This is a genomic window from Kitasatospora sp. GP30, assembly GCF_029892145.1.
GTDB lineage: Bacteria > Actinomycetota > Actinomycetes > Streptomycetales > Streptomycetaceae > Kitasatospora > Kitasatospora acidiphila.
In genome coordinates, this window is the sequence record NZ_JARZAH010000044.1 from 1 (window position 1) to 21,145 (window position 21,145).

Below are 21,145 nucleotides of genomic sequence, written 5' to 3' on the forward strand. Positions count from 1 at the left end.
GGCCGACGAATCCCGCAAAGGACAGCCAGCCGGCGTCGGTCAGCCCGTGAGTCAGACCCGCCGGAGAAGCCACCACACATCCTCACTGTCAGCCCTGACGCCGCCGCAGCACCTCGTCGTACTCCGCGTGCACCCGGCGGTCCATCGCCAGCCCGAACTGCGCATCGGCGACGGTACGCGCCAGCGGCCGGACCCGTAGCAGCTGCTCCGTCAGGTGCGCCGCCTCACCCGGGGGCAGCGGCTCGTCCCCGGTGAGCGCGCCGAGCAGCTGATCGCGGATCAGGCCGACGAAGACCTCCGCCATCGCGTCCGCGTACTCCTGCGCCTTGCGGCTGACGTCCAGCACGGCGGCGAGCGGAATGTCCTCCTGGATCAGCGCCACCGTGGCCTCCATCAGCCGGCGGCTGATGTGGGTGATGCCGTCCTCGGTGACGGTGATGTAGCCCTGGGCCATGGACTCGGCGGTGTTGGCGTCGGTCAGCTGGTCGCCGAAGGCTTGTGCCAGTTCGTCCCAGCTCATCGAGACCGGCGTCTCGTTGGACCAGGGGGAGATGATGGCGTCGGCCAGGCCGATCAGCTCCGCGACGTCCCGCCCGCTCTCGCCGGCGCCGATCAGCTCGGCGATGCCGCCCAGGGTGTGGCCGCGCTCCAGCAGTTCGGTGATCATGCGCAGCCGGGACAGGTGGGCCTCGCCGTACCAGGCGATCCGCCCCTCCTTGCGCGGCGGTGGCAGCAGCTTGCGCTCGCGGTAGAAGCGCAGCGTCCGGGTGGTGATGCCGGCGGCCGCGGCCAGCTCCTCCACCCGGTACTCCCGTGCGGGCTGCTCCGCCGGCTGCTCGTCGATCTCCGCCACACGGCTCAGCATAGGGCGCGGGCCCTGGAATTCGGCCATGCCGGACCCCTTACGAGATTCAGTGTCAACAGCTACCCTCCCATCGTGCCAGTAATTACTGGCACGATCATCGCCGTGCCGTCCACCAGGACCACGGGTCCCGGAACGGGGCGGACGGCACCTAAGCTCACCCACGAACTCCGAGGTCCGAGCCCCCACCCCGCGTGTGCACCAGAGAGGACCCGCATGGCCGCCCGAACCCCCAAACCGCGCAGCGCCCAGCCCACCGACCCGCCGCATGTGCGAGTCGTTGTGATCGGTTCCGGCTTCGGCGGCATCGGCGCCGGGGTGCGCCTGCGCCGCGCCGGGATCACCGACTTCGTGATCCTGGAGCGGGCCGACTCGGTCGGCGGCACCTGGCGCGACAACAGCTACCCGGGCTGCGCCTGCGACGTGCCGTCCCACCTCTACTCGTTCTCCTTCGCGCTCAACCCCGAGTGGCCGCGCAGCTTCTCCGGCCAGGCGGACATCCGCGCCTACCTGGAGCAGGTCACCGACACCTACGGGCTCGGGTCGCACCTGCGCTTCAACCACGAGGTCGTCGAGGCCCGTTGGGAGTCCGACGCGGCCCGCTGGCGGGTCACCACCAGCCAGGGGCAGTGGACCGCCGACGCGATCGTCTCCGCCACCGGTCCGCTCTCCGCGCCGCAGATCCCGGAGCTGCCCGGGCTGGCCGACTTCCCCGGCAAGGTCTTCCACTCCTCGCAGTGGGACCACGACTACGACCTGGCCGGCAAGCGGGTCGCGGTGGTCGGCACCGGCGCCTCGGCGATCCAGATCGTCCCGTCGATCCAGCCCAAGGTGGGCCGGCTGACGGTCTTCCAGCGCACGCCCGCCTGGGTCCTGCCGAAGGTCGACCGGGAGATCAGCGCGCTGGAGAAGGCCCTGCACCGCGCCGTCCCGGCCACCACCGCGCTGCGCCGGGCGGCTCTCTTCGCGGTCCGCGAGATCCAGGTGGACGCGTTCGTGCGGCGCCCCGCGCTGCTCAAGCTGGTCCAGCGGATGGCCGAGCGGCAGATCGCCCAGCAGATCAAGGACCCGGTGCTGCGCGCCAAGTTGACGCCCGACTACCGGATCGGCTGCAAGCGGATCCTGCTCAGCCAGAGCTACTACCCGGCGCTGGCCGCCCCCAACGCCGAGGTGGTCACCAGCAGTCTGCGCGAGGTGCGCGGCAGCACCCTGGTCGCCGCCGACGGCACCGAAGCCGAGGCCGATGTGCTGATCTTCGGCACCGGCTTCCACGTGACCGACATGCCGGTCGCGGCCAAGATCTTCGGTGACCGGGGCCAGAGCCTGGCCGAAGAGTGGAAGGACAGCGGGATGGAGGCGCTGCGCGGTACCACCGTGCACGGCTTCCCCAACCTGTTCTTCGTGATCGGCCCCAACACCGGCCTGGGCAACAGCTCGATGATCCTGATGATCGAGTCCTCGCTGACCTACATGGTCGAGGCGCTGACCACCCTCCAGTCGCTCGGCGCCACCGCCCTGCACCCCACCGAGCGGGCCCAGCGGGTCTGGAACCAGCGCCTGCAGCACAAGATGGCGCGCACCGTCTGGACCACCGGCGGCTGCCGCAGCTGGTACCTCACCGAGGACGGCAAGAACACCACCCTCTGGCCCGGCTCGACCAGCTCCTACCGCCGCGCCACCCGGCGCATCGACCTCGCCGAGTACGAGCTGATCAAGCGTCAGATCCCTTCCCAGCAGCGGGTGATGGCATGAACGACTACCTGCTCCCGGAGCCGGCCGAGCGCCGCCGGATCCGCTCCGCCGACGGCCACTGGATCAACGTCGAGTCCTTCGGGCCCGCCGACGCCCCGCTGGTGGTGCTGGCGCACGGCTGGGCCTGCGCGATCGCCTTCTGGGCGCCGGTGATCAACCGGCTGGCCGCCGACCACCGGGTGGTTGCCTACGACCAGCGCGGGCACGGCCGCAGCGACATCCCGCCCACCCGGCACGGCTACTCCACCGACGCGCTGGCCGACGACCTGGAGGCCGTGGTCACCGCCGTGGTGCCGGCGGGGGAGCGCGCGGTGCTCGCCGGGCACAGCATGGGCGGGATGACCATCATGGCGGCCGGCGGCCGGGCCGCGATCGCCGAACGCACCGCCGCAGTGCTGCTCTGCAGCACCGGACCGGCCGATCTGGTCCGCCAAGCCCGGCTGGCGCCGCGCTGGCTGCCGGCCGGACTGCGCCGCCTGTTCCATCGTCAACTGCTCAACTCCCGGCTGCCGTTGGGACCGGTCACGGCGCCCGGCCAGGCGGTGCTGAAATTCGGCGTGCTGGGCCCGGACAGCGGCCCGGAGGCGGTGCGGGCGTGCGCCGAGGTGGTGCACGCCTGCCCGAGCGCGGTGCGGGCCAACTGGGGGCGGGTGCTCTGCGAGTTGGACGTCCGAGCGGGCCTGGCCCGGCTCGCCGCGCCCACCGCCGTGCTGGTCGGCAGCCACGACAAGCTCACCCCGCCGCCGCACGCCGAGACGATGCTCGCCGCCCTCGCCGAGCCCGACGGCCGGCTCCTGCTGCCCGGCGTCGGCCACATGTCCCCGGTCGAGCGCCCCGACGAGGTCTCCGCCGAGCTCCGCCGGCTGGTCACCACCCACCTGCCCACCGAGAGGACCGATGTCGCATGACCACCGTTCCGCCGCTGCACTCCCAGGTCGTCGTGGTCACCGGAGCCGCCCGCGGGCTGGGCGCACTGATGGCCCGCAAGCTCGCCGACCGCGGCGCCAAGGTCGCGCTGGTCGGCCTTGAGCCCGAGGAGCTCAAGGCCGCTGCCGCGCTCTGCGGGCCGGACGCCGGCTACTGGGAGGCCGACGTGACCGACCTGGAGGGGCTGAGCCTGGTCGCCCAGGCGATCAAGGAGAAGTACGGCCGGATCGACACCGTGGTGGCCAACGCGGGGATCGCGATCGGCGGTCCGATGCTGGACAGCGACCCGGCGGCCTACAACCGGGTGATCGAGGTCAACCTGCTCGGCAGCATCGCCACCGCCCGGGCGTTCCTGCCCGCGCTCGCCGAGTCGCACGGCTACCTGCTGCAGATCGCCTCGCTGGCCGCGCTCACCCCGGCCCCGCTGATGAGCGCCTACTGCGCCAGCAAGGCGGGGGTGGAGGCCTTCGCCCACTCGCTGCGCGCCGAGGTCGCCTACCAGGGGATCAAGGTGGGCGTCGGATACCTGAGTTGGACCGACACCGACATGGTGCGCGGCGCCGACCAGGACGAGCTGATGCGCGAGATGCGCGCCAAGCTGCCGTGGCCGGCCAACCGCACCTACCCCATCGGCCCGGCGGTGGACCGGCTGGTCGCGGGCATCGCCCGGCGCTCCCCGCACGTCTACGCCCAGGCCTGGCTGCGCGGCATGCAGCCGATGCGCTGGGTGCTGCCGAGCCTGGTGGCCGTCGTCGGCTCCCGCGAGGTGGCCCGGATGGCACCCCGACTGGCGCTGACCGCGGTGAGCCGGATGCACGCGGTCGGCGCCGGCGGCGCGGCCGACGAGGCGGCCCGGCGGCTCCGGCGGCTCTGAGCGGGCCGGCCGCCAGGGCTGATCGCGCTGGCCGCCCAAGGCGTCGTGCGCGGCGGCCTTGGGCGCCTGCTCCGATCGAGCGGTAGGATCGCGCCTGCACCCATGGCCGGTCACCCAAGGTGACCGGCCACCGGCCGGGTCGCACGGCCCCGATCGCCTCCGGCCGGGTCGCACCGCCCCTGATCGAAAGGCCCGCCCCGCCGATGGCCCCCCGCCTCTCCGTCGTCGTCCCGGTGTACAACGTCGAGCGCTACCTCGAAGAGTGCCTCGACTCGATCGCGGCCCAGACCTTCGCGGACTTCGAGTGCGTGATGGTGGACGACGGCTCCACCGACTCCAGTGCCGCCATCGCCGAGGCCTACGCCGCCAAGGACGCCCGGTTCCGGCTGGTCCGCCAGCAGAACAAGGGCCTGGGCGCGGCCCGCAACACCGGCTGGCGCAACCTCGCCGAGGGCACCGAGTACCTGACCTTCGTGGACAGCGACGACACCCTGCCGCCGCACGCCTACCAGCTGATGATCAGCACGCTGGACGAGACCGGCTCCGACTTCGCGTGCGGCAACGTGCTGCGGTTCCGCTCGGTCGGCTACTACCAGTCCGGCGCGCATGTGAAGCCGTTCCGCGAGACCCGGCTGAAGACCCATGTCACCGAGCTCCCGGCGCTGGTCACCGACCGCACCGCCTGGAACAAGGTCTACCGCCGCAGCTTCTTCGACGGCGCCGGCATCCTCTACCCCGAGGGCATCCTCTACGAGGACGCGCCGGTCAGCGTGCCGCACCACTACCTGGCCGAGAGCGTGGACGTGCTGAGCGACCACATCTACCACTGGCGCGAGCGCGAGGCCGGCGAGGTCTCGATCACCCAGATGCACACCAACCCCAGGGGCCTGGTGGACCGGGTCCGCTCCATGGAGCTGGTCCGCGAGTGGCTGGCGTCCCGCCCGGAGCCCAAGTTCCGCGAGTACCTGGACTCCTACGACCACAACTGCCTGGTCGAGGAGATCCCGATGTTCTTCTGGTGGCTGCCGGAGGGCGACAAGAACTACCGCAAGCTCTACCAGGAGCACGTCAGCCGGCTGCTCCGGGCGATCGGCGTCGAGCGGGTCGCCGACTTCCGCAGCGGCCCGGCGAAGCTGAAGTACCAGCTCACCCTGGCCGACCGGATGGACGAGATGATCGCGCTGCAGCGGGTGCACCGGCTCTACCGGCGGGCCCGCAAGGCCGCGGCCCGGCAGTCGGCCCAGCCGCCGGCGCCGACCCCGGAGGCCGTGCGCGGCTAGTACGGCGACGGTGTTCGCCGTGTCGGGGCTCCAGCTCTCGGGCTGGGCCCCGCTGTCGTCCACCGCCTGAGTAGCGGCCGGGGTTGTGCCGTGCCAGCGTTGATAGCAGGAGGCCTCCGACCGGGTCGCTGAACCAGCGACAGTCTGCTCCTTAAGGAGACCGGAAATGGGCAGTAGTGTCAGTATGTCGCCGGGCGGCGCTGAGACTTATCGGAAACCGTTCGCGACCGGATGGACCATGTTCGCGGGCTGCCTCATGATCTTCGGTGGCCTGATGGCGGTGTTCGAGGGCATCGCCGCGATCGCCAACCACACCCGGTACGTGATCACCGGTGACTACGTCTACAAGTTCAACGTCACCGGCTGGGGCTGGTTCCACCTGATCCTGGGCATCCTGATCATGCTCGCGGGCGTCGCGATCTTCACGGGTGCGGTGTGGGCCCGGGTGATCGGCGTGGCCGTCGTCGGCTTCAACATGGTCGTCAACTTCCTTTGGCTGCCGTACTACCCGTTCTGGGCCATCGTGCTCATCGCCATCGACGTCTTCATCATCTGGGCGCTGACGGCCGGTACGCACAGAGTGGAAGCACCCAGGGGATACGCGGCACCGCCTGCGGCGCAGCCACCGTCTCCCAGCACCGGGACGCAGCCGCCGCCACCTCCCCACTGAGGCACCGTTGCCGTAGCAGTCGGCGGCGGCACGCGGACAGGGTCGCGTGCCGCCGCCGCGGCCCACCCGCTAGCGTCGGGTCATGACAACTGCCCTCATCACCGGCGCCACCGCCGGGCTCGGTGCCGCCTTCGCCCGCCGACTGGCCAGGGAAGGCCACGACCTGGTGCTGGTAGCCCGGGACACCAAGCGCCTCGACGACGCCGCGACCGAACTGCACGAGCGCTACGGCGTCCATGCGGAGGTGCTCACCGCGGACCTCGCCACCGAGACCGGGATCGGCGCGGTCGAGGACCGGCTGCGGGACGACGCCCGGCCGGTGGGGATCCTGATCAACAACGCCGGCTTCGGCAACCGCGGCACCTTCCTCCAGGTGCCGCTGGAGGCCGAGTTGGACATGCTCAAGGTGCATGTGGAGGCCGTGCTGCGGCTGACGAGCGCAGCACTGCCCGGGATGCGGGAGCGCGGCTTCGGGGGAGTGGTGAACGTCGCCTCGGTGGCCGCCTTCGTGCCGCGCGGCACCTATGGGGCGACCAAGGCCTGGGTGGTGAGCTTCACCCAGGGCGTGGCGCGCGACCTGGCGGGCACCGGCGTGCGGCTGATGGTGCTCTGCCCGGGCTTCGTGCACACCGAGTTCCACCAGCGGGCCGGGATGGGCACCAAGAACATCCCGTCCTGGGCCTGGCTGGACGCGGACCGGGTGGTGGACGACGCGATGCGCGACCTGGCCCACGGCCGGGCCCTGTCGGTGCCCAGCAAGCGCTACAAGCTGGTCGTGGCGCTGGGCCGGGTGCTGCCCAGCGGGCGGCTCGGCAAGATGTCCAGCAAGGCGGGCCGGAAGTACTGACGGGGTCACCCCGGCTGGGGCGGAATATTCGGTGACGGTAGCTCATTATTAGTTACGCTAACAATGAGCTATCCTCGCCAAGGTGGCCGTGCCCAGTGCCGGCCAACCCGTCCGCGTCCTGCCTGGAGGTGTCGTGAGGCCCGACCGCATCGACTGGACGCCGCCCGCGCGCGCCGAGGGCGAGCCCCGCCCGCCCGCCCAACTGCGGCGGATCCTGTGCCTGTTCAAGCCCTACCGCGCCCGGCTGGCCGTCGTCGGCCTGCTGGTGGCCGCCTCCGCAGTGGTCTCGGTGGTCACCCCGTTCCTGCTGCGTGCCGTACTGGACACCGCGATCCCGCACGGCCGCACCGGCCTGCTCAGCCTGCTCGTCCTCGGCATGATCGCCGCAGCCGTGGTCAACAGCGTCTTCAACGTGCTGCAGACGCTGATCTCGACCACCGTCGGCCAGCGGGTGATGCACGATCTGCGCACCGCCGTCTACGCCCATCTGCAGCGGATGTCGCTGGCCTTCTTCACCCGCACCCGCACCGGTGAGGTGCAGTCCCGGATCGCCAACGACATCGGCGGCATGCAGGCCACCGTCACCTCCACCGCCACCTCACTGGTCTCCAACCTGACCAGCGTGGTGGCCACCGTGGTCGCCATGGTCGCGCTGGACTGGCGGCTCACCGTGGTCTCACTGGTGCTGCTGCCGGTCTTCGTCTGGATCAGCCGGCGGGTCGGCCGGGAACGCAAGCGGATCACCTCCGAGCGGCAGAAGCAGCTCGCCGTGCTCTCCTCCGCCGTCCAGGAGTCGCTGTCGGTCAGCGGCATCCTGCTCGGCCGCACCATGGGGCGCTCCGACTCGCTCTCCCGGTCGTTCGCCGAGCAGTCCGACCAGCTCGCCGACCTGGAGGTGCGCTCCAGCATGGCCGGGCGCTGGCGGATGAACATCATCCAGATCGTGATGGCCGCGATGCCCGCGCTGATCTACTGGGCGGCGGGCCTGACCGCCCACCACGGCGCCCCGCTGATCTCCATCGGCACCCTGGTGGCCTTCGTCTCGCTGCAGCAGGCGCTGTTCCGCCCGGCGGTCTCGCTGCTCTCCACGGGCGTCGACGTGCAGACCTCGCTGGCGCTCTTCCAGCGGATCTTCGAGTACCTGGACCTGCCGGTGGAGCTCGCCGAACCCGCCGAGCCGATCCGGCTGCCCCAGGTGCGCGGCGAAGTCCGGCTGGAACGGGTCGACTTCGGCTACGACACCGAGCAGCCCGCCGGCACCCTGGCCGACATCGACCTCACCGTGCCGGCCGGCAGCTCGCTGGCCTTGGTCGGCGAGACCGGCTCCGGCAAGACTTCGCTGAGCTACCTGGTGCCCCGCCTCTACGACGTCACCGGCGGGCGTGTCACCATCGACGGCGTCGACGTGCGCCAGCTCGCCTTCGACACCCTGGCGGCCTCCGTCGGCGTGGTCTCCCAGGAGACCTACCTGTTCCACGCCTCGATCGCCGAGAACCTGCGGTTCGCCAAGCCCGACGCCACCGACGAGGAGCTGGTGGCCGCCGCCCGGGCCGCGCAGATCCACGACCACATCGCGAGCCTGCCGGACGGCTACGACACCCTGGTCGGGGAGCGCGGCTACCGCTTCTCCGGCGGCGAGAAGCAGCGGCTGGCGATCGCCCGGACCGTGCTGCGCAACCCGCCGGTGCTGATCCTGGACGAGGCCACCAGCGCGCTGGACAACCGGACCGAGCGGGCCGTGCAGCAGGCGCTCGACGCGCTCTCGGCCGGCCGCACCACGATCACCATCGCCCACCGGCTGTCCACGATCCGCCAGGCCGACCAGATAGCCGTGCTCGACCACGGCCGGGTGGTCGAGCTGGGGACCCATCGGGAGCTGCTGGAGCAGGGTGGCCGCTATGCCGCGCTGCTGCGCCGGGAGGGCGGCGACCAGGCGCCGGTGGGGTCGGACCCGGTGGGGTCGAACCCGGTGGAGTCGGAGTCGGCCGCGATGGGGCTGGAGCCGGTGGGGGTGCTGGCCGCTCAGGCGGCCTTGGGCACCTCGTTGTAGACCTCGGCCAACTCCTGGTCGGAGAGCGCGTGGATGGCCGCCATCACCTCGTCGGTGACCTGGCGGCGGACCCGGGCGTTGCGCTCCTGGCCGTGCAGGTGGGAGAAGTCCAGCGGCTCGCCGAACTTGACCGTCACCTTGCGGATCCGGGGGCGGCGGGTGCCGACCGGCTGGATCTCGTCGGTGCCGGCCAGCGCCACCGGGACCACCGGCACGCCCGCCTTCAGGGCCAGCCAGGCCACCCCGGTCTTGCCGCGGTAGAGCCGCTTGTCCAGCGAGCGGGTGCCCTCCGGGTAGATGCCGAACGCCTTGCCGTTCTCCAGCACCGCCAGGGCGGAGTCCAGCGCCACCTGGGCCAGGTGGATCTCGCCGCGCTTCACCGGGACCGCCTCGATCGCCTCGAAGAAGCCGCGCATCACCCGGCCCTTGAAGCCCTTGCCCTGCCAGTACTCGACCTTGGCGAGGAAGCTGATCGGACGCGGTGCGGTCAGCGGGATCACCACGCTGTCGATGAAGGACAGGTGGTTGCTGGCCAGGATCACCCCGCCCTTGCGCGGCACGTTCTCCAGGCCCTCGACGACGGGCCGGTAGACCGCCTTGGAGAACGGCTTGAGCACCAGCTTGGTGATGATCTTGATCATGTGTCCCTCCCCGGTCACCGGAGCTGTCCGAATCGGCGTTACCGGCCGGTTACTTTTCCGAAGGCCCCTTCATATCATCTGTGCCGGGTCCTTGGCTCCTGGTGACCGCGGATCGGTCAACCACGGCGCAGCAGTCGGCCGGCCCGGCGCAGTTCGTCGTAGCCGCGCCGGCTGCCCCGCGCCGCGAGCCGGTACTGAACGCCCGTCACCCCGCTTGGGAACCGGTAGCCGTCGGGGCGGTGGGCGGCGAAGTGCTCGCCGATCCGGCCGAAGAACTGGCCGCGCAACTCGGTGGGGACCAGGCCGGGGGAGTCGTACACGGTCAGCGCCTGCTTGACGGTCCGTTCGAAGGCCAGGGTGCGCAGGTCGGCGAGCTCCGGGTGGCGGTCCAGGAAGGCGAAGATCGCGTTGTACTGGGCGAAGGCGTCGGCGTGCTTGGGGGAGGAGGTCGCGGTGATCGCCCCCGGCCGGCCGCGGCGGTAGTTGTAGCAGGGCAGGTCCAGGTAGCGCAGCCGGATGGCGGCCATCAGCGCCGGATAGGTGACCGAGAGGTCCTCGTAGTAGCCGCGGCCGAAGGCGACGCCCAGGTCGTCCAGATACGCCCGGCGGAACACCTTGTTCCACACCGACAGCACCGTGCGCAGCAGTGCCGGGTGAGCGCGCAGGGTGCTGCCCTCGGGAGTCTCCAGCGGTGACCCGGCCAGCAGGTGGCGCCAGGGGTTGGGCTCGGTGCTGTCGTCCGGGTAGACGTGGTTGAAGCCGGTGATCAGCACGTCCAGTGGCACCTCGGCGGCGCGCTCGGTCCGCAGCTCGGCCAGCACGGCGTCCAGGGCGCCCTCGGGCAGCCAGTCGTCGCTGTCCACGAACCACAGGAACTCGCCGGTCACCTCGGGCAGCGCGGCGATCCGGGCGCCGCCCAGGCCCTGGTTCTCGGTGAGGTGGAGCACCCGCAGTCGGGGGTCTCGGGCGGCGTACTCGTCCAGGATCGCGCCGCAGCCGTCCGGGGAGAGGTCGTCGACCGCGATGACCTCGAAGTCCTGGGCCTGCTGGCCGGCCAGGATGGAGTCCAGGCAGTGCGGGAGGAAGCGCTCCACGCCGTGGACCGGGACGACGATGCTGAGGAGGGCTGGCACGCGCTTCCTGTTCTCTGTTCTCCGGGCTGGGGCTGCCCGCCGCGGAGCGGGGCGCCTGACCTCGTCACTCTACAGAGGCAACGGTGACCATCAGAGCGACGGTGGCCGTCAGGGCAATGGCGACCGTGAGACGCAACGGCGACGGTGAGACGTAACAGTGGCTGTCAGACGCAACGGCGACCGCCGGTGCCGCACCAGCGGGAGGCGCACGACACCGGCAGTCGGTTGTGGCGGCCAGGCCGACCCTCAACGACCGGCCGCCGATCCCCCACTGCCTGAAGCCGGGCCGCCGCAGCGTCGAGACGGCCGGACATTGGTTCCAGGAAGTGGTGGAAGTTATCACACAATGTGTTCAGATATCGAACGCGCGGTGGAGCTCACGCTTGTATCGCGCGTTGAATCAGATACTCCTTGGAAGGAAGCCCCACGTCAATCCCCCGTTTGCGTTCAGTTTCTGAATAATGAGTGCCGAGGCTGAGAAGGCGGTCGCGAGGGGTGCGCAAAGGGGAGCGCAAGGGTGGCACGCGCGCGGCGCGAGCCTGCCCGCGGGGGTGAATGCCGGGCGGTCGCGAAGCCGGCCGCCGTGCGGATGGGGGCGCCGGAAGGTTGCGCGATCACTTGCGTGACGGGTCGTCAGCAGGCCGCTACGGACGCATCGATGCGCAGTCGTGACCGAGCTCCGGGCACCGGATGCCACGTGACTTGTCATCACACGATACGGTGGCAAGAACACCAGGACGGTTGCGTGAGGACCGTCGAACACGGATAGTCTTCGCCTCACGGCCCTGGCGCCTCGTAGGGGTGGGAATTACTGATGGAACACATGCAAGTGCGGACCAGGCCCCGCGTGCCGGCCATTCAGTGCGGCACGGGTGCGGCAGGTCGGCGGATCGATCGCCACCTGTCAGTGCTTGGCGCGCCCGCGCTCTCCACGGTCGACACCGCGGAGGCACTCGGTTTGATAAGGGAACTGACGCCCCGTGGCGTGAGTACCCATGCGGCCCCGCGCCGCAGTACCACCCGTGTTCGGCTGCTCGCGCCGCTTCGGCGGCTCAAGCGCAGCCTGTTCGGCAGCCGGGGCTGACCCCGGCGGGTGGTGTCCGGCAAGGACCCCTGCGTCCCGACCCGCTGAGGGCCGGGCGCGGGGGCGGTCGACCCGACGGGCGATATCCGCCCATCGGGTCATAGACATGCCCGGGTACGGGCGAGAAGTTGTCCCCAAGCCTCGGCAGAGCGCAGGATGGGCGCCATGGCCGAGAGCTTCCAGTCCAGGATCTTCGAGATCATCACCGGCGATCGCGAGGTCGCGCTCGACATCACCGAGCACTGCGCGACGTACCTCAAGGAGGTGGCGGTCGAGCGGGACGGGCTGCTCAACGTCTTCGTGCCGCATGCCACTGCCGGGGTCGCCGTGCTGGAGACCGGCGCGGGCAGCGACGACGACCTGCTGGCCGTGCTGCGCGATCTGCTGCCCCCCGACGACCGCTGGCGCCACCGCCACGGCAGCCCCGGCCACGGCCGCGACCACGTCGTGCCCGGCCTGATCGCCCCGCACGCCACCCTGCCGGTGATCGGCGGCCGGATGGCCCTGGGCACCTGGCAGTCGGTGGTGCTGGTCGACACCAACGGCGACAACCCGCGGCGCACCGTCCGGCTCTCGTTCCTGGGGTGAGGTCGGGGTGGGCGTGGTCGGGGTGGGTGTGATCGAGGTGAGCGGGATCGGGAGGAGCGGGATCGGGAGGAGCGGGCTCGGGTGAGCGACGACAGCGGCTACTGCGCGGCGCCGGGCATCGATGACCCGCTCCGCGCCCTGAACCTGGCCGGCCACCGTCCGGCCGACGGTCGTGGTGACGGTCGGGCTGACAACCGGGGCGATGGCCGGGGCGACGGCCCACGCGCCGCCTGCGTGCTGTGCGGCGAACCCACCGAGTACCCGGCCGAGGCCGCGGGCAGCCCGCTCTGCCCGCGCTGCGCCTGGCAGCAGGCCCAGCGCAGCGCCTGCTCGGGCTGACGCCTGCCCGCGGGTTCAGGGGGCGTTCGCGGTCGTCCGGCTCAGGGGACGGCGGTGGGCGCGGGTCCAGGGGACGGCGGTGGGCGTCGGTCGTCCGGCTCAGGGAGCGTCCGCCGTCGTCGGGCGCAGGGTCGAGCCGCGGCGGGTCTTGTGCACCAGCAGCTGGGACGGGATCCGCTGGCGCAGATCGGCGACATGGCTGACGATGCCCACCGCCCGGTCCCGCTCGCGCAGCCCGTCGAGCACGTCCATGACCTCCTCCAGGGCCTGCTCGTCCAGGGTGCCGAAGCCCTCGTCGATGAAGAGGGTGTCCAGCGGCATGCCGCCCGCCTCGTCGGTCACCACGTCCGCCAGGCCCAGCGCGAGCGCCAGTGAAGCGAAGAAGCTCTCACCACCGGAGAGCGTCGCGGTGTCCCGCTCGGTGCCCGTCCAGGAGTCGACCACCAGCAGCGAGAGGCCGGACCGCTTGCCGCCCGCGCTGCGCTCGTCGCTGTGCACCAGGGTGTAGCGGCCGCCCGACATCCTGACCAGCCGGGCGCTCGCGGCGGCGGCCACCTGCTCGAGGCGAGCCGCCAGCACATAGGACTCCAGGCGCATCTTCAGCCGGTTCTCACCGCTGGTGCCGCCCGCCAGTTGGGCCAGTCGGCTGATCTCGCCGAACTCCGCGAGCCGTGGTGCCGCCTCGCGGGCCAACTCGGCCAGCCCGTGGCCGAGCTCGCGCAGCGCCTCGACCCGCTGGTGGGCGGCGTGCTCCGCCGCCGCGGCGGCACGCAGCGCGGCCGTCGCGGCGTTCAGGGCCGCCTGGGCCGCGCCGGGATCGGCCGGCGGCGCGGCGGCGGCCGCGGCCAACTCGGGGCGGGCCAACGCCTGGTCGACGCTGCGCCGCTCGGCGGCCCGCTGCTCCAGACGGTGCCGCAGGGCGGTCAGTTCGGCGGGCGGCAGAGCGGCCCCGGCGGCTTGCCGTGGTGAGGCGAAACCGGCCGTGGCGGCGGTGCGGGACAACTCCTGCTCGGCGTCGCGCAGATGGGCTGCCGCCTGCTCGGTGGCCCGGGCGGCCTGCGCGGCGGCGGACAGAGCCTCCGCCAGGCGGCTCAGCCGGGCGGCGCGGGCGGCCACCGACGGGGCGTCACCCCGGGCGGCGGCGATCCGCGCGGCCAGCTCGGCCTGCTCCGCCGCCCGCTGCTCCAGGCCCGTGGTGCTGGCGACCACCCGATCCCGGGCCTGCCGCAACTGCTCGGTGAACTGCTGGTGCTGCTGCTCCAACCGCTCCCGCTGCTGGAGCAGCACGGTCAGCTCCTCGCCCGCCCGCAGCGCGCCGCGGTGCTGCTCGGTGAGCTCGGCGAGGTGTGCGGCGAGGTCGTCGACCGACTGCTCGCCGGCGGTCGCGGTCGCGGCGGCCTCGCCCAGCCGCAGCTCGGTCAGCGCGCGCTCGGCCGCGGCACGGGCATCTTCGGCAGCCTGCTGGGCGGCGGCCGCGGCCTCCTCGTCGGCCGCGCCGACCGGGGCGGTGGGCGCGACGGCGAGGGCCGGGTGCTCGGCGGAGCCGCAGACCGGGCAGGCCTGGTCCGGGCCCAGCCGGCCGGCCAACTCGGCGGCCATGCCGTCGAGTCGGCGCTGACGCAGATCGAGGGAGTGCTCGCGGGCGGCCAGCGCGGCCTGTTGGATCGGCAGCAGGGCGCGCTCGTCGTGGGTGATCCGGGCCCGCAACTCGTCCCGGCGGTGGGCGGCTTGGGCCCGCTGCTCGGCCTCGGTCCGCTGGGCGGCGAGTTGCTCGGCACGCAGCGCGGTGGCCCGGGCGGCCTCCTCGCGCTGGTGGCGGGCCTCGGCGGCGTCCTGCTGCTCGGCCAGCCAGCGCTCCGCCTCCTCGGCCAGCTCCTCGGCCCGCCGCCGCTCGGCCGCCTCCCGCTGCTGCTCGGCGGCGAGCGCGGCGGCTCGGCGCTCGTCGGCCGCGGCGGCCTCAAGCCGCCCGAGCTCCTCCCGGGTCGCGGCCTCCGCCGCCGCCAGGCGGTCGGCGGGGGCATGGGGGACGGGAGTGGTGGCGGTTACGGGGCTGCCGCTGCGCCCGGTGGGGGTGGGGGCTCCTGGCGGGGTGGTGGGTGGCCAGGGTGTCTGGGGGTTGGCGGGGTCGCTGGGGCGCGCGGTGGTGTCCGCGTGGGCTGCGGTGGGGTGGCTGGTGGGGGCCCCCAGCGGGGTGGCGGTGTCCGCGTGCGGTTCGGTGCGGGGAGTGCTGGGGGCTCCCGCTGGGGTGCGGGCGGGGTGGCTCTGGTCCCAGGCGTGGGTCAGGTGGGCGCGGGCCTGGGCCTCGGTGTTACGGGCGCGGTCGTGCGCGGCGGCGGCCTGGGTGTGCTGGCGGAGTGCGGATTCCACGGTCAGCGCCGCCTGAGCCAGCGTCAGCCGCTCCCGTGCGGCCGCCTCCTGATCGGCCGTGGCCGCCAGCCGCTCGGCGTGCTTGACCGCCTCGGTGTGTTCGGCCTGGCGGCGGGCGAGCTCCTGTTGCTCCGCCAACTCACCCTGTGCGTCCGTATGGTGACGCTCAATAGCGGCGAGTGCCGCAGTGCGGACCGCCAACGCCTGGGCTGCCGACTCGCGCAGCACGGCAGCCCAGCCGAGCGCCTCCTCCGGTGCCGCCTCGGTCGGCCAGGGCTCGCCGGCCGCCTGCTCGGTGCGGCTGATCAGCTCCCGCAGCCGGTGCCGGTCGGCCTGCACGGCGGCCTCCTGGTCGCGCCGCCGGTCACCCAGCCAGGTCTCCAACTGCCGGAACCGCTCGGTGTCGAAGAGGCGGCCGAGCAGCTCCGCCCGCTGGCTCGCGTCGGCCCGCAGGAACCGCGCGAAGTCACCCTGGGGCAGCAGCACCACCTGGCAGAACTGCTCCCGACTCATGCCGATCAGGCGCAGCAACTCCTCGCCGGCCTCCTGGTGCGAGCGGCTGGCCGCCCGCCAGCCGGGCGTGCCGTCGCCGGCGTCCGCCACCCACTCGCGCAGCAGGGTCTGCGCCTTCTCCACGGTGAATCCGGTGCCGCGCTTCTTCGGCCGCGGTTGCTCGGGGATCCGGGTGATCTCCAACCGGCGTCCGCCCAGGGTGACTTCCAGCCGCACCTCGGTGAGGACCCCCGGGTCGGCATGGTCACTGCGCATCCGGTTCGCTCGCCGAGTGCCCGGCAGTTCGCCGTAGAGCGCGTAGCACACGGCGTCCAGCAGGCTGCTCTTGCCGGCACCGGTCGCACCGCGCAGCAGGAAGAGGCCGCCGGTGGTGAGCGTGTCGAAGTCCACCCGCTCGCGGCCGGCGAACGGGCCGAAGGCGGTGACGGTCAGCTGATGGAGCCTCATCGCGCCAGCTCCGCCCGCTGCTGCTGGTCCGTGCGGACCTGCTCCAGGCCCTCGCGCAGCCAGTCCCGCTCCCGCCCGACCAGCTCGACGCCGGGGCGGACGTGCCGCACGAAGCTCTCGGCCACCTCCAGGTCCGTTCGCCCGCGCACCCGGGAGGCGTAGGAGACCGCCCTGTCGGTGGGCTCCTCGGCCGGCTCGAAGAGCAGTTGGAGTGTGTGCGGGAAGCGGCGGCGTAGCTGCTCCATCGGCTCGGCGGGGCGGCTCGGATCGGTCAGCGTCGCCTGGACCCAGCAGTCCTCGAACTCGCCGTACTCCGGCTCGGTCAGCAGCTCGGCGAGGGTGCCGCGCAGACAGGCCAGCGGCCGGGGCACCGGGCAGTCGATCCGCTGGGCGGCCACCGAGCCGTCGGCCGCCAAGTCCACCAGCCACATGGTTTTGCGCTGTCGGGCCTCGGAGAAGGAGTACGCCAGCGGCGAGCCGCTGTAGCGCAGGTGCGGGGCCAGGGTCTGGGCGCCGTGCAGATGGCCGAGGGCCACGTAGTCGATCCCGTCGAACAGCTCGGCCGGCACGCCGGCCACGCCGCCGACGGCGATGTCCCGCTCGCTGTCGCTCGGTGCGCCGCCGGTGACGAAGGCATGCGCCAGCACCACCGACCGAGTGCCCACCGGGCGGTCGGCCAGGTCCGCCCGGACCTGCTCCAGCGCGGCTTCGAGCACGGCCGCGTGCCCGCCTCGCTCCAACCCGTACCGCTCGCGGACCAGCACCGGCTCCAGATACGGCAGACCGTAGACCGCGACCTCGCCGTGCGCGTCCGACAGCAGCACCGGGCTGGCGACCGCTCCCGGATCGGTCCGTAGGTGGATGCCCGCCCGCTGGATCAGACCGGAGCCGACCCCGAGCCGCCGGGCCGAGTCGTGGTTGCCGCTGATGAAGACGGTCGGAACGCCGAGGTCGGCGAGCCGGTGCAGCACCTCGTCGAAGAGCGCGACCGCCTCCAGGCCGGGCAGCGCCCGGTCGTACACGTCTCCGGCGACCAGCACGGCATCCACGCGCTCGGTTTCGACCACGTGCACCAGGTGGTCGAGGAAGGCGTGTTGGGCCTCGTGGAGGCTCTCCCGGTGGAAGGAGCGCCCCAGATGCCAGTCGGAGGTATGCAGCAGTCGCATGCTTCGACCCTAGCGGGCACCTCTGACAGAACAGCGGCCCCGACGACCCCGGCAGCCTCGACCGAGCGCTCCGAAGGTGACGGAACGTCGATTGTCAGTGGCAGTGAGTAGGTTCGATGGCGAAGTGACAGCGACTCGATCAGTTCCGGGAGAGGACGTGGTGATCATGGAGCAGGCGGTGTCCCTGGTGGCTCCGGCGCCGCTGCCGGCGGCCGGCGGCGCGGCGGTGGCGGTCGCGCTCGTGGCGGACGCGATGGACTACGGCCGGTTGCGTGCGGTCGGCCTCTGCGGTCCGGCCGACTACGGGCGGTACCTGCGCGAGGCGGAGCGCCAGCTGCGCGGGATCGACGGTCAGGGGGTGGCGGTCCACCTGCGGGTGCTGGAGCCGGTGGACTACCTGGACTACTGCATGGTGCGCGGGCTGCGGCCCGGTGCGCCGGCCGCACAGGTGGCGTATGCGGCCGATCCGCAGCTGGCCGGCGAGCCGTTCGTCTATGCCGGTCAGCGGATGGCGCAGCTGCTGCCCGCGCTGGTCGACGACCACTTGGCCCGGGTGCGGCTGACCGTGGCCCTGGCGGAGTTGGCCGGGCGGCCCGGTGCGAGGGCGGCCGTCCGGGTTGCGGAGCGGTTGTATGACGACTTGCTGAGCGGGCTCGGTGAGGGGTGTCACCGGCTGCTGCTGCGCTGGGCGCGGGCCGAGCAGCGGCAGGTCGCCGAGCATGAGGCCCGTGTGGCCGGCGGTCGGCGGGTCGCGGGGGAGCGGCAGGCCGAGGCGTTCCGCGCGCTGCTGGCTGCCGGGTTGGCGAGCGGTGCGCGTGGTGAGTTGCTGACCGCCAGTACGGGGCCGGCCCGGAGCCGGGCGGCGCCGCGCCACACGGTGCGCGGCTGGAGGCTGGCGTGCGGTGGTCTGGCGCCGCTGGCCGTCGAGGAGCTGCGGGTGCTGCTGGCTCGGCTGCCGGACCGGAGGGCGGGGCTGGTGCGCCCGGGGTGCGGGCCGGTGCGGATCCGGGCCGGGTTCGGGTTGGGGTGCGGATCGGGGGTGTCATCGGGTGCGGGAGAGTGAGGTGACGGCCCTTGGGAGGCGGCGAGTCTCGGTTGCGTCCGACACGTGCTGCAGTCGTGTCGCGGTTGTGCCCCATGCGGGCGCGAGGGCTGTTCATCGCCCGCCTGTTCGGGGAAGATCAACAGGTCGGACCCCGCGCAACCCCGATCGGCGCGGCGAAGCCGGCGAACGAACCAGCGCAGCCGGACCGACCGGCCCGAGACCGGAGGGGGCCCCATGCAGCGGATCGAGTACAGCGCAGAGATCGCTGAGCTGCTCGGCCGGGTCCGGCGTCGCCCAGCCGCAGGCTGGCCGTGGCGGCCGGCGGAACCGGTGCCCCCGTGGCTCCCCGTGAAGCAGTCCTGGGGCTGGCTCTTCGCGCCGGACGGGCGAGTGCTCACCCTGATCAACCCCAAGGACGGCGTGGTCAGCCTGCCCGGTGGCTCGCTGGAGGCGGAGGACGCCGGGGATCCCGGGGCGGCGCTGGCGCGGGAGGCCGGCGAGGAGGCGCAAGCGGTGATCGGTCCGGCGCACTACCTGGGCTACCTCTACGACCGGGTCGGCTCCGCCAACAACGGGCACGAGTGCGCGCGGGTCCGGATGGCCGCCGAGCTGCGTGCGGTCGGCCCGAGCAGGCCCGACCCGGCCTCGGGGCGCCACTACCGGCGACTGCTGGTGGCGCCGGGCCTGGCAGTCGAGTTGCTGGGGTGGGGCGTGCCGGGGCTGCGGCAGGCGCGGGCTGCGGTGCGGGTCGCGGTGGCGGAGTTCGGGGTGCCGGCGGCGGCGAACGAGGAGATCGAGGAGCTGCCGGTGACGGGGTGCGAGGTCTTCCCCGGGGTGTGAGCCGCGCGGTGGTCCGGGGGCGCGGCAGGGTGGCCGGGTGCGATTGGCGCGGCGGTCCGGGCGCGCTGCAGAGCGAACGGCCGTGCACTGCGGTTGCGGGGTGCATCGCCGGGGCGGTGTGCGTGGCACTGCGGTCCGGGGTGCGTCACAGGGTGGCCAGGCGCATGTGGCACCGCAGCCCGGGGTTCGTGCCACCGCAGCTCGGGCAGCGATCGGGGTGTGAGGGTTGCCACGGGTGGCCGGGATCATGTTCGGTTCTGCGGGTCGATGCGCGCGGGGTCGGCTAGGGTCGGGTGCGACCGGCGGGTGCGAGCAAGCTGACGATCCGAGGGGAGCCAGATGTCCGGGCCGCGCAGGGGGTTCATCCACCACATCGAGCTCTGGGTGGACGACCTGGTGCTGGCCGAGGAGCAGTGGTCCCCGGTGTTGCTCGCCCTGGGATGCCTGCCGTTCCAGAGCTGGGACGCGGGACGCAGCTGGCGCCTCGGCGACAGCTACCTGGTGCTCGAGCAGTCGCCGGCGCTGCGCCCCGGCGGTCACGACCGGCTGCGCGCCGGACTCAACCATCTTGCGGTGCACGGCTCGCGGGCCGCGGTGAGCGCCGCCCTCGCGGCTCGTTGGACGCTGCGCGTGGACACCGGCGCGGCAGTGCACCTGGTGGACGGTCAGGGCTTCGAGCTCGAAATCGTTTGTGACGAATAGTCACCGAACACCGTCTCAAGCGACCAGTTCGCTACATCGTGGCCAACTCCGCACTCTACCAAGAGAATTCATATCAACATATTTGGCATGGGCACTTCCCGGGGACGGGCGTCACTGGTACCACTGAGTAACCCCCATCACTCTCCCGTGGAGGCTCAATGCGTCTCGCTCGTGTTGTTGCTGGTGCGATCACGGCCGCTGCTCTTGCCGCCGGCACCGTCTCCCTCGCCGCCCCCGCCAGCGCGGCCACCGTCAACTACGTTGCGCTGGGCGACTCCTACTCGGCCGGCGTTGGTGCCGGCAACTACGACAGCAGCAGCGGCAGCTGCTCTCGGAGCTACAGCTCCTACCCCTACCTCTGGGCCGCCCAGACCGGCGCCAACTTCACCGACGTGGCGTGCTCCGGTGCCAAGACCGGTGACGTCCTGAGCAGCCAGCTCTCGGCGCTCAACTCCTCGACCACCGAGGTCAGCATCACCATCGGCGGCAATGACGCCGGGTTCGCCAACACCATGGAGACCTGCGTCCTGTCCGGCACCAGCTCGTGCCTGAGCGCGGTGTCGAGCGCCGAGTCGTACGCCCGGAACACCCTGCCCGGTCTGCTGGCCAACACCTACTCGCAGATCCACTCCCACGCGCCCAATGCCCATGTGGTGGTGCTCAGCTACCCGCACCTCTACCAGGTCCCGGGCAGCTGCCTGTTCGGCATCAGCGACACCTCCCGGTCCGCGATCAACGGCGCCGCCGACATCCTGGACGGCGTGATCAACAAGGCTGCCGCCAACGCCGGCTTCACCTTCGCCGACGTGAGAGGCAGCTTTGATCAGGGCCACGAGATCTGCGGCGACTCGGACCAGTGGCTGAACAGCACCACCTGGCCGATCAGCGACAGCTACCACCCGACGGCGGACGGCCAGCAGTACGGCTACCTGCCGGAGTTCTCGGCCAGCGCCTGATCACCGCCGGCCGGATGATCGGCTGATCTCGCCAGTCGAACGCAACGCCGGGCCATCACGAC

The 21,145-nt window shown here is 72.3% G+C and carries 19 protein-coding genes; 14 read left to right on the forward strand and 5 right to left on the reverse strand.

All coding sequences use genetic code 11. The features are described from left to right. Positions 1–88 precede the first annotated feature (88 nt). Positions 89–853 (reverse strand): MerR family transcriptional regulator, encoded by a 765-nt coding sequence (locus P3T35_RS34840; protein ID WP_348533450.1) that lies wholly within the window; start codon positions 851–853, stop codon positions 89–91. A 225-nt stretch (positions 854–1,078) separates the two neighbouring features. Between P3T35_RS34840 and P3T35_RS34845 the strand changes: the two genes are divergently transcribed. The 7 genes from P3T35_RS34845 (at position 1,079) to P3T35_RS34875 (ending at position 9,262) form a co-directional block, all read left to right on the forward strand. Continuing rightward, positions 1,079–2,614, forward strand: a complete 1,536-nt coding sequence (locus P3T35_RS34845) for an NAD(P)/FAD-dependent oxidoreductase (RefSeq protein ID WP_101383563.1) — start codon at positions 1,079–1,081, stop codon at positions 2,612–2,614. Next, complete coding sequence (locus P3T35_RS34850; RefSeq protein WP_101383564.1) at positions 2,611–3,522, forward strand: alpha/beta fold hydrolase; 912 nt, start codon at positions 2,611–2,613, stop codon at positions 3,520–3,522. The genes P3T35_RS34845 and P3T35_RS34850 overlap by 4 nt, the downstream gene beginning before the upstream one ends. Next, positions 3,519–4,415, forward strand: a complete 897-nt coding sequence (locus tag P3T35_RS34855) for an SDR family oxidoreductase (protein ID WP_101383565.1) — start codon at positions 3,519–3,521, stop codon at positions 4,413–4,415. The genes P3T35_RS34850 and P3T35_RS34855 overlap by 4 nt, the downstream gene beginning before the upstream one ends. Before the next feature lie 203 nt (positions 4,416–4,618). Further along, positions 4,619–5,695 carry a glycosyltransferase family 2 protein gene (locus P3T35_RS34860; protein ID WP_143676982.1) on the forward strand — a complete coding sequence of 359 codons (1,077 nt, stop codon included), beginning with the start codon at positions 4,619–4,621 and terminating at the stop codon, positions 5,693–5,695. A gap of 166 nt (positions 5,696–5,861) precedes the next feature. After that, positions 5,862–6,365 carry a hypothetical protein gene (locus tag P3T35_RS34865; RefSeq protein WP_280709116.1) on the forward strand — a complete coding sequence of 168 codons (504 nt, stop codon included), beginning with the start codon at positions 5,862–5,864 and terminating at the stop codon, positions 6,363–6,365. Positions 6,366–6,447: 82 nt separating this feature from the next. Then, positions 6,448–7,212, forward strand: coding sequence for an SDR family oxidoreductase (locus P3T35_RS34870; RefSeq protein ID WP_101383567.1), 765 nt, complete (start codon positions 6,448–6,450; stop codon positions 7,210–7,212). Positions 7,213–7,345: 133 nt separating this feature from the next. Then, positions 7,346–9,262: an ABC transporter ATP-binding protein gene (locus P3T35_RS34875; RefSeq protein ID WP_101383568.1), complete on the forward strand. Its 1,917-nt coding sequence runs from the start codon at positions 7,346–7,348 to the stop codon at positions 9,260–9,262. Here P3T35_RS34875 and P3T35_RS34880 read toward each other — a convergent pair. Together P3T35_RS34880 and P3T35_RS34885 are read right to left on the reverse strand one after the other, a co-directional pair. Then, a complete protein-coding gene (locus P3T35_RS34880; RefSeq protein WP_101383569.1) occupies positions 9,235–9,903 on the reverse strand; it encodes a lysophospholipid acyltransferase family protein in 669 nt (222 codons plus the stop codon). The two genes, P3T35_RS34875 and P3T35_RS34880, sit on opposite strands and share 28 nt — an antisense overlap. Positions 9,904–10,019: 116 nt before the next feature. Continuing rightward, a complete protein-coding gene (locus tag P3T35_RS34885; RefSeq protein WP_101383570.1) occupies positions 10,020–11,036 on the reverse strand; it encodes a glycosyltransferase family 2 protein in 1,017 nt (338 codons plus the stop codon). Between the two features lie 814 nt (positions 11,037–11,850). Here P3T35_RS34885 and P3T35_RS34890 point away from each other — a divergent pair. From P3T35_RS34890 to P3T35_RS34900, 3 genes are all read left to right on the forward strand, one after another. Continuing rightward, positions 11,851–12,120: a hypothetical protein gene (locus P3T35_RS34890; RefSeq protein ID WP_101383571.1), complete on the forward strand. Its 270-nt coding sequence runs from the start codon at positions 11,851–11,853 to the stop codon at positions 12,118–12,120. 165 nt (positions 12,121–12,285) lie between these two features. After that, entirely contained in the window at positions 12,286–12,708 is a 423-nt protein-coding gene (locus tag P3T35_RS34895) for a secondary thiamine-phosphate synthase enzyme YjbQ (RefSeq protein WP_101383572.1), read from the forward strand. A gap of 117 nt (positions 12,709–12,825) precedes the next feature. After that, positions 12,826–13,047 (forward strand): hypothetical protein, encoded by a 222-nt coding sequence (locus P3T35_RS34900; protein ID WP_280709148.1) that lies wholly within the window; start codon positions 12,826–12,828, stop codon positions 13,045–13,047. 99 nt (positions 13,048–13,146) lie between these two features. Here the strand turns inward: P3T35_RS34900 and P3T35_RS34905 are convergent, their stop codons facing one another. Both P3T35_RS34905 and P3T35_RS34910 read right to left on the reverse strand, forming a co-directional pair. After that, positions 13,147–16,374: an SMC family ATPase gene (locus tag P3T35_RS34905; protein ID WP_101383574.1), complete on the reverse strand. Its 3,228-nt coding sequence runs from the start codon at positions 16,372–16,374 to the stop codon at positions 13,147–13,149. Further along, positions 16,371–17,540 carry an exonuclease SbcCD subunit D gene (locus tag P3T35_RS34910; protein WP_101383575.1) on the reverse strand — a complete coding sequence of 390 codons (1,170 nt, stop codon included), beginning with the start codon at positions 17,538–17,540 and terminating at the stop codon, positions 16,371–16,373. The genes P3T35_RS34905 and P3T35_RS34910 overlap by 4 nt, the downstream gene beginning before the upstream one ends. Positions 17,541–17,697: 157 nt before the next feature. On the opposite strand from P3T35_RS34910, the gene P3T35_RS34915 reads away from it, so the two are divergent. The 4 genes from P3T35_RS34915 (at position 17,698) to P3T35_RS34930 (ending at position 21,083) form a co-directional block, all read left to right on the forward strand. Next, the gene (locus P3T35_RS34915) at positions 17,698–18,603 is read left to right on the forward strand and encodes a hypothetical protein (protein ID WP_143676983.1); all 906 of its coding nucleotides are present in this window, start codon (positions 17,698–17,700) and stop codon (positions 18,601–18,603) included. A gap of 216 nt (positions 18,604–18,819) precedes the next feature. Then, positions 18,820–19,425 carry a hypothetical protein gene (locus P3T35_RS34920; protein ID WP_180356725.1) on the forward strand — a complete coding sequence of 202 codons (606 nt, stop codon included), beginning with the start codon at positions 18,820–18,822 and terminating at the stop codon, positions 19,423–19,425. Positions 19,426–19,764: 339 nt separating this feature from the next. Next, a complete protein-coding gene (locus tag P3T35_RS34925) occupies positions 19,765–20,127 on the forward strand; it encodes a glyoxalase (RefSeq protein WP_101383577.1) in 363 nt (120 codons plus the stop codon). A 158-nt stretch (positions 20,128–20,285) separates the two neighbouring features. Then, the gene (locus tag P3T35_RS34930) at positions 20,286–21,083 is read left to right on the forward strand and encodes an SGNH/GDSL hydrolase family protein (RefSeq protein WP_101383578.1); all 798 of its coding nucleotides are present in this window, start codon (positions 20,286–20,288) and stop codon (positions 21,081–21,083) included. Positions 21,084–21,145: the final 62 nt, after the last annotated feature.

What these genes read in the sequence shown, in the direction of transcription:
- P3T35_RS34845 (WP_101383563.1), top strand. Translation starts at nt 1,079, where the DNA reads ATGGCCGCCCGAACCCCCAAACCGCGCAGCGCCCAGCCCACCGACCCG.
- P3T35_RS34850 (WP_101383564.1), top strand. Translation starts at nt 2,611, where the DNA reads ATGAACGACTACCTGCTCCCGGAGCCGGCCGAGCGCCGCCGGATCCGC.
- P3T35_RS34855 (WP_101383565.1), top strand. Translation starts at nt 3,519, where the DNA reads ATGACCACCGTTCCGCCGCTGCACTCCCAGGTCGTCGTGGTCACCGGA.
- P3T35_RS34860 (WP_143676982.1), top strand. Translation starts at nt 4,619, where the DNA reads ATGGCCCCCCGCCTCTCCGTCGTCGTCCCGGTGTACAACGTCGAGCGC.
- P3T35_RS34865 (WP_280709116.1), top strand. Translation starts at nt 5,862, where the DNA reads ATGGGCAGTAGTGTCAGTATGTCGCCGGGCGGCGCTGAGACTTATCGG.
- P3T35_RS34870 (WP_101383567.1), top strand. Translation starts at nt 6,448, where the DNA reads ATGACAACTGCCCTCATCACCGGCGCCACCGCCGGGCTCGGTGCCGCC.
- P3T35_RS34880 (WP_101383569.1), bottom strand. Translation starts at nt 9,903, where the DNA reads ATGATCAAGATCATCACCAAGCTGGTGCTCAAGCCGTTCTCCAAGGCG.
- P3T35_RS34890 (WP_101383571.1), top strand. Translation starts at nt 11,851, where the DNA reads ATGGAACACATGCAAGTGCGGACCAGGCCCCGCGTGCCGGCCATTCAG.
- P3T35_RS34895 (WP_101383572.1), top strand. Translation starts at nt 12,286, where the DNA reads ATGGCCGAGAGCTTCCAGTCCAGGATCTTCGAGATCATCACCGGCGAT.
- P3T35_RS34905 (WP_101383574.1), bottom strand. Translation starts at nt 16,374, where the DNA reads ATGAGGCTCCATCAGCTGACCGTCACCGCCTTCGGCCCGTTCGCCGGC.
- P3T35_RS34910 (WP_101383575.1), bottom strand. Translation starts at nt 17,540, where the DNA reads ATGCGACTGCTGCATACCTCCGACTGGCATCTGGGGCGCTCCTTCCAC.
- P3T35_RS34920 (WP_180356725.1), top strand. Translation starts at nt 18,820, where the DNA reads ATGCAGCGGATCGAGTACAGCGCAGAGATCGCTGAGCTGCTCGGCCGG.
- P3T35_RS34925 (WP_101383577.1), top strand. Translation starts at nt 19,765, where the DNA reads ATGTCCGGGCCGCGCAGGGGGTTCATCCACCACATCGAGCTCTGGGTG.
- P3T35_RS34930 (WP_101383578.1), top strand. Translation starts at nt 20,286, where the DNA reads ATGCGTCTCGCTCGTGTTGTTGCTGGTGCGATCACGGCCGCTGCTCTT.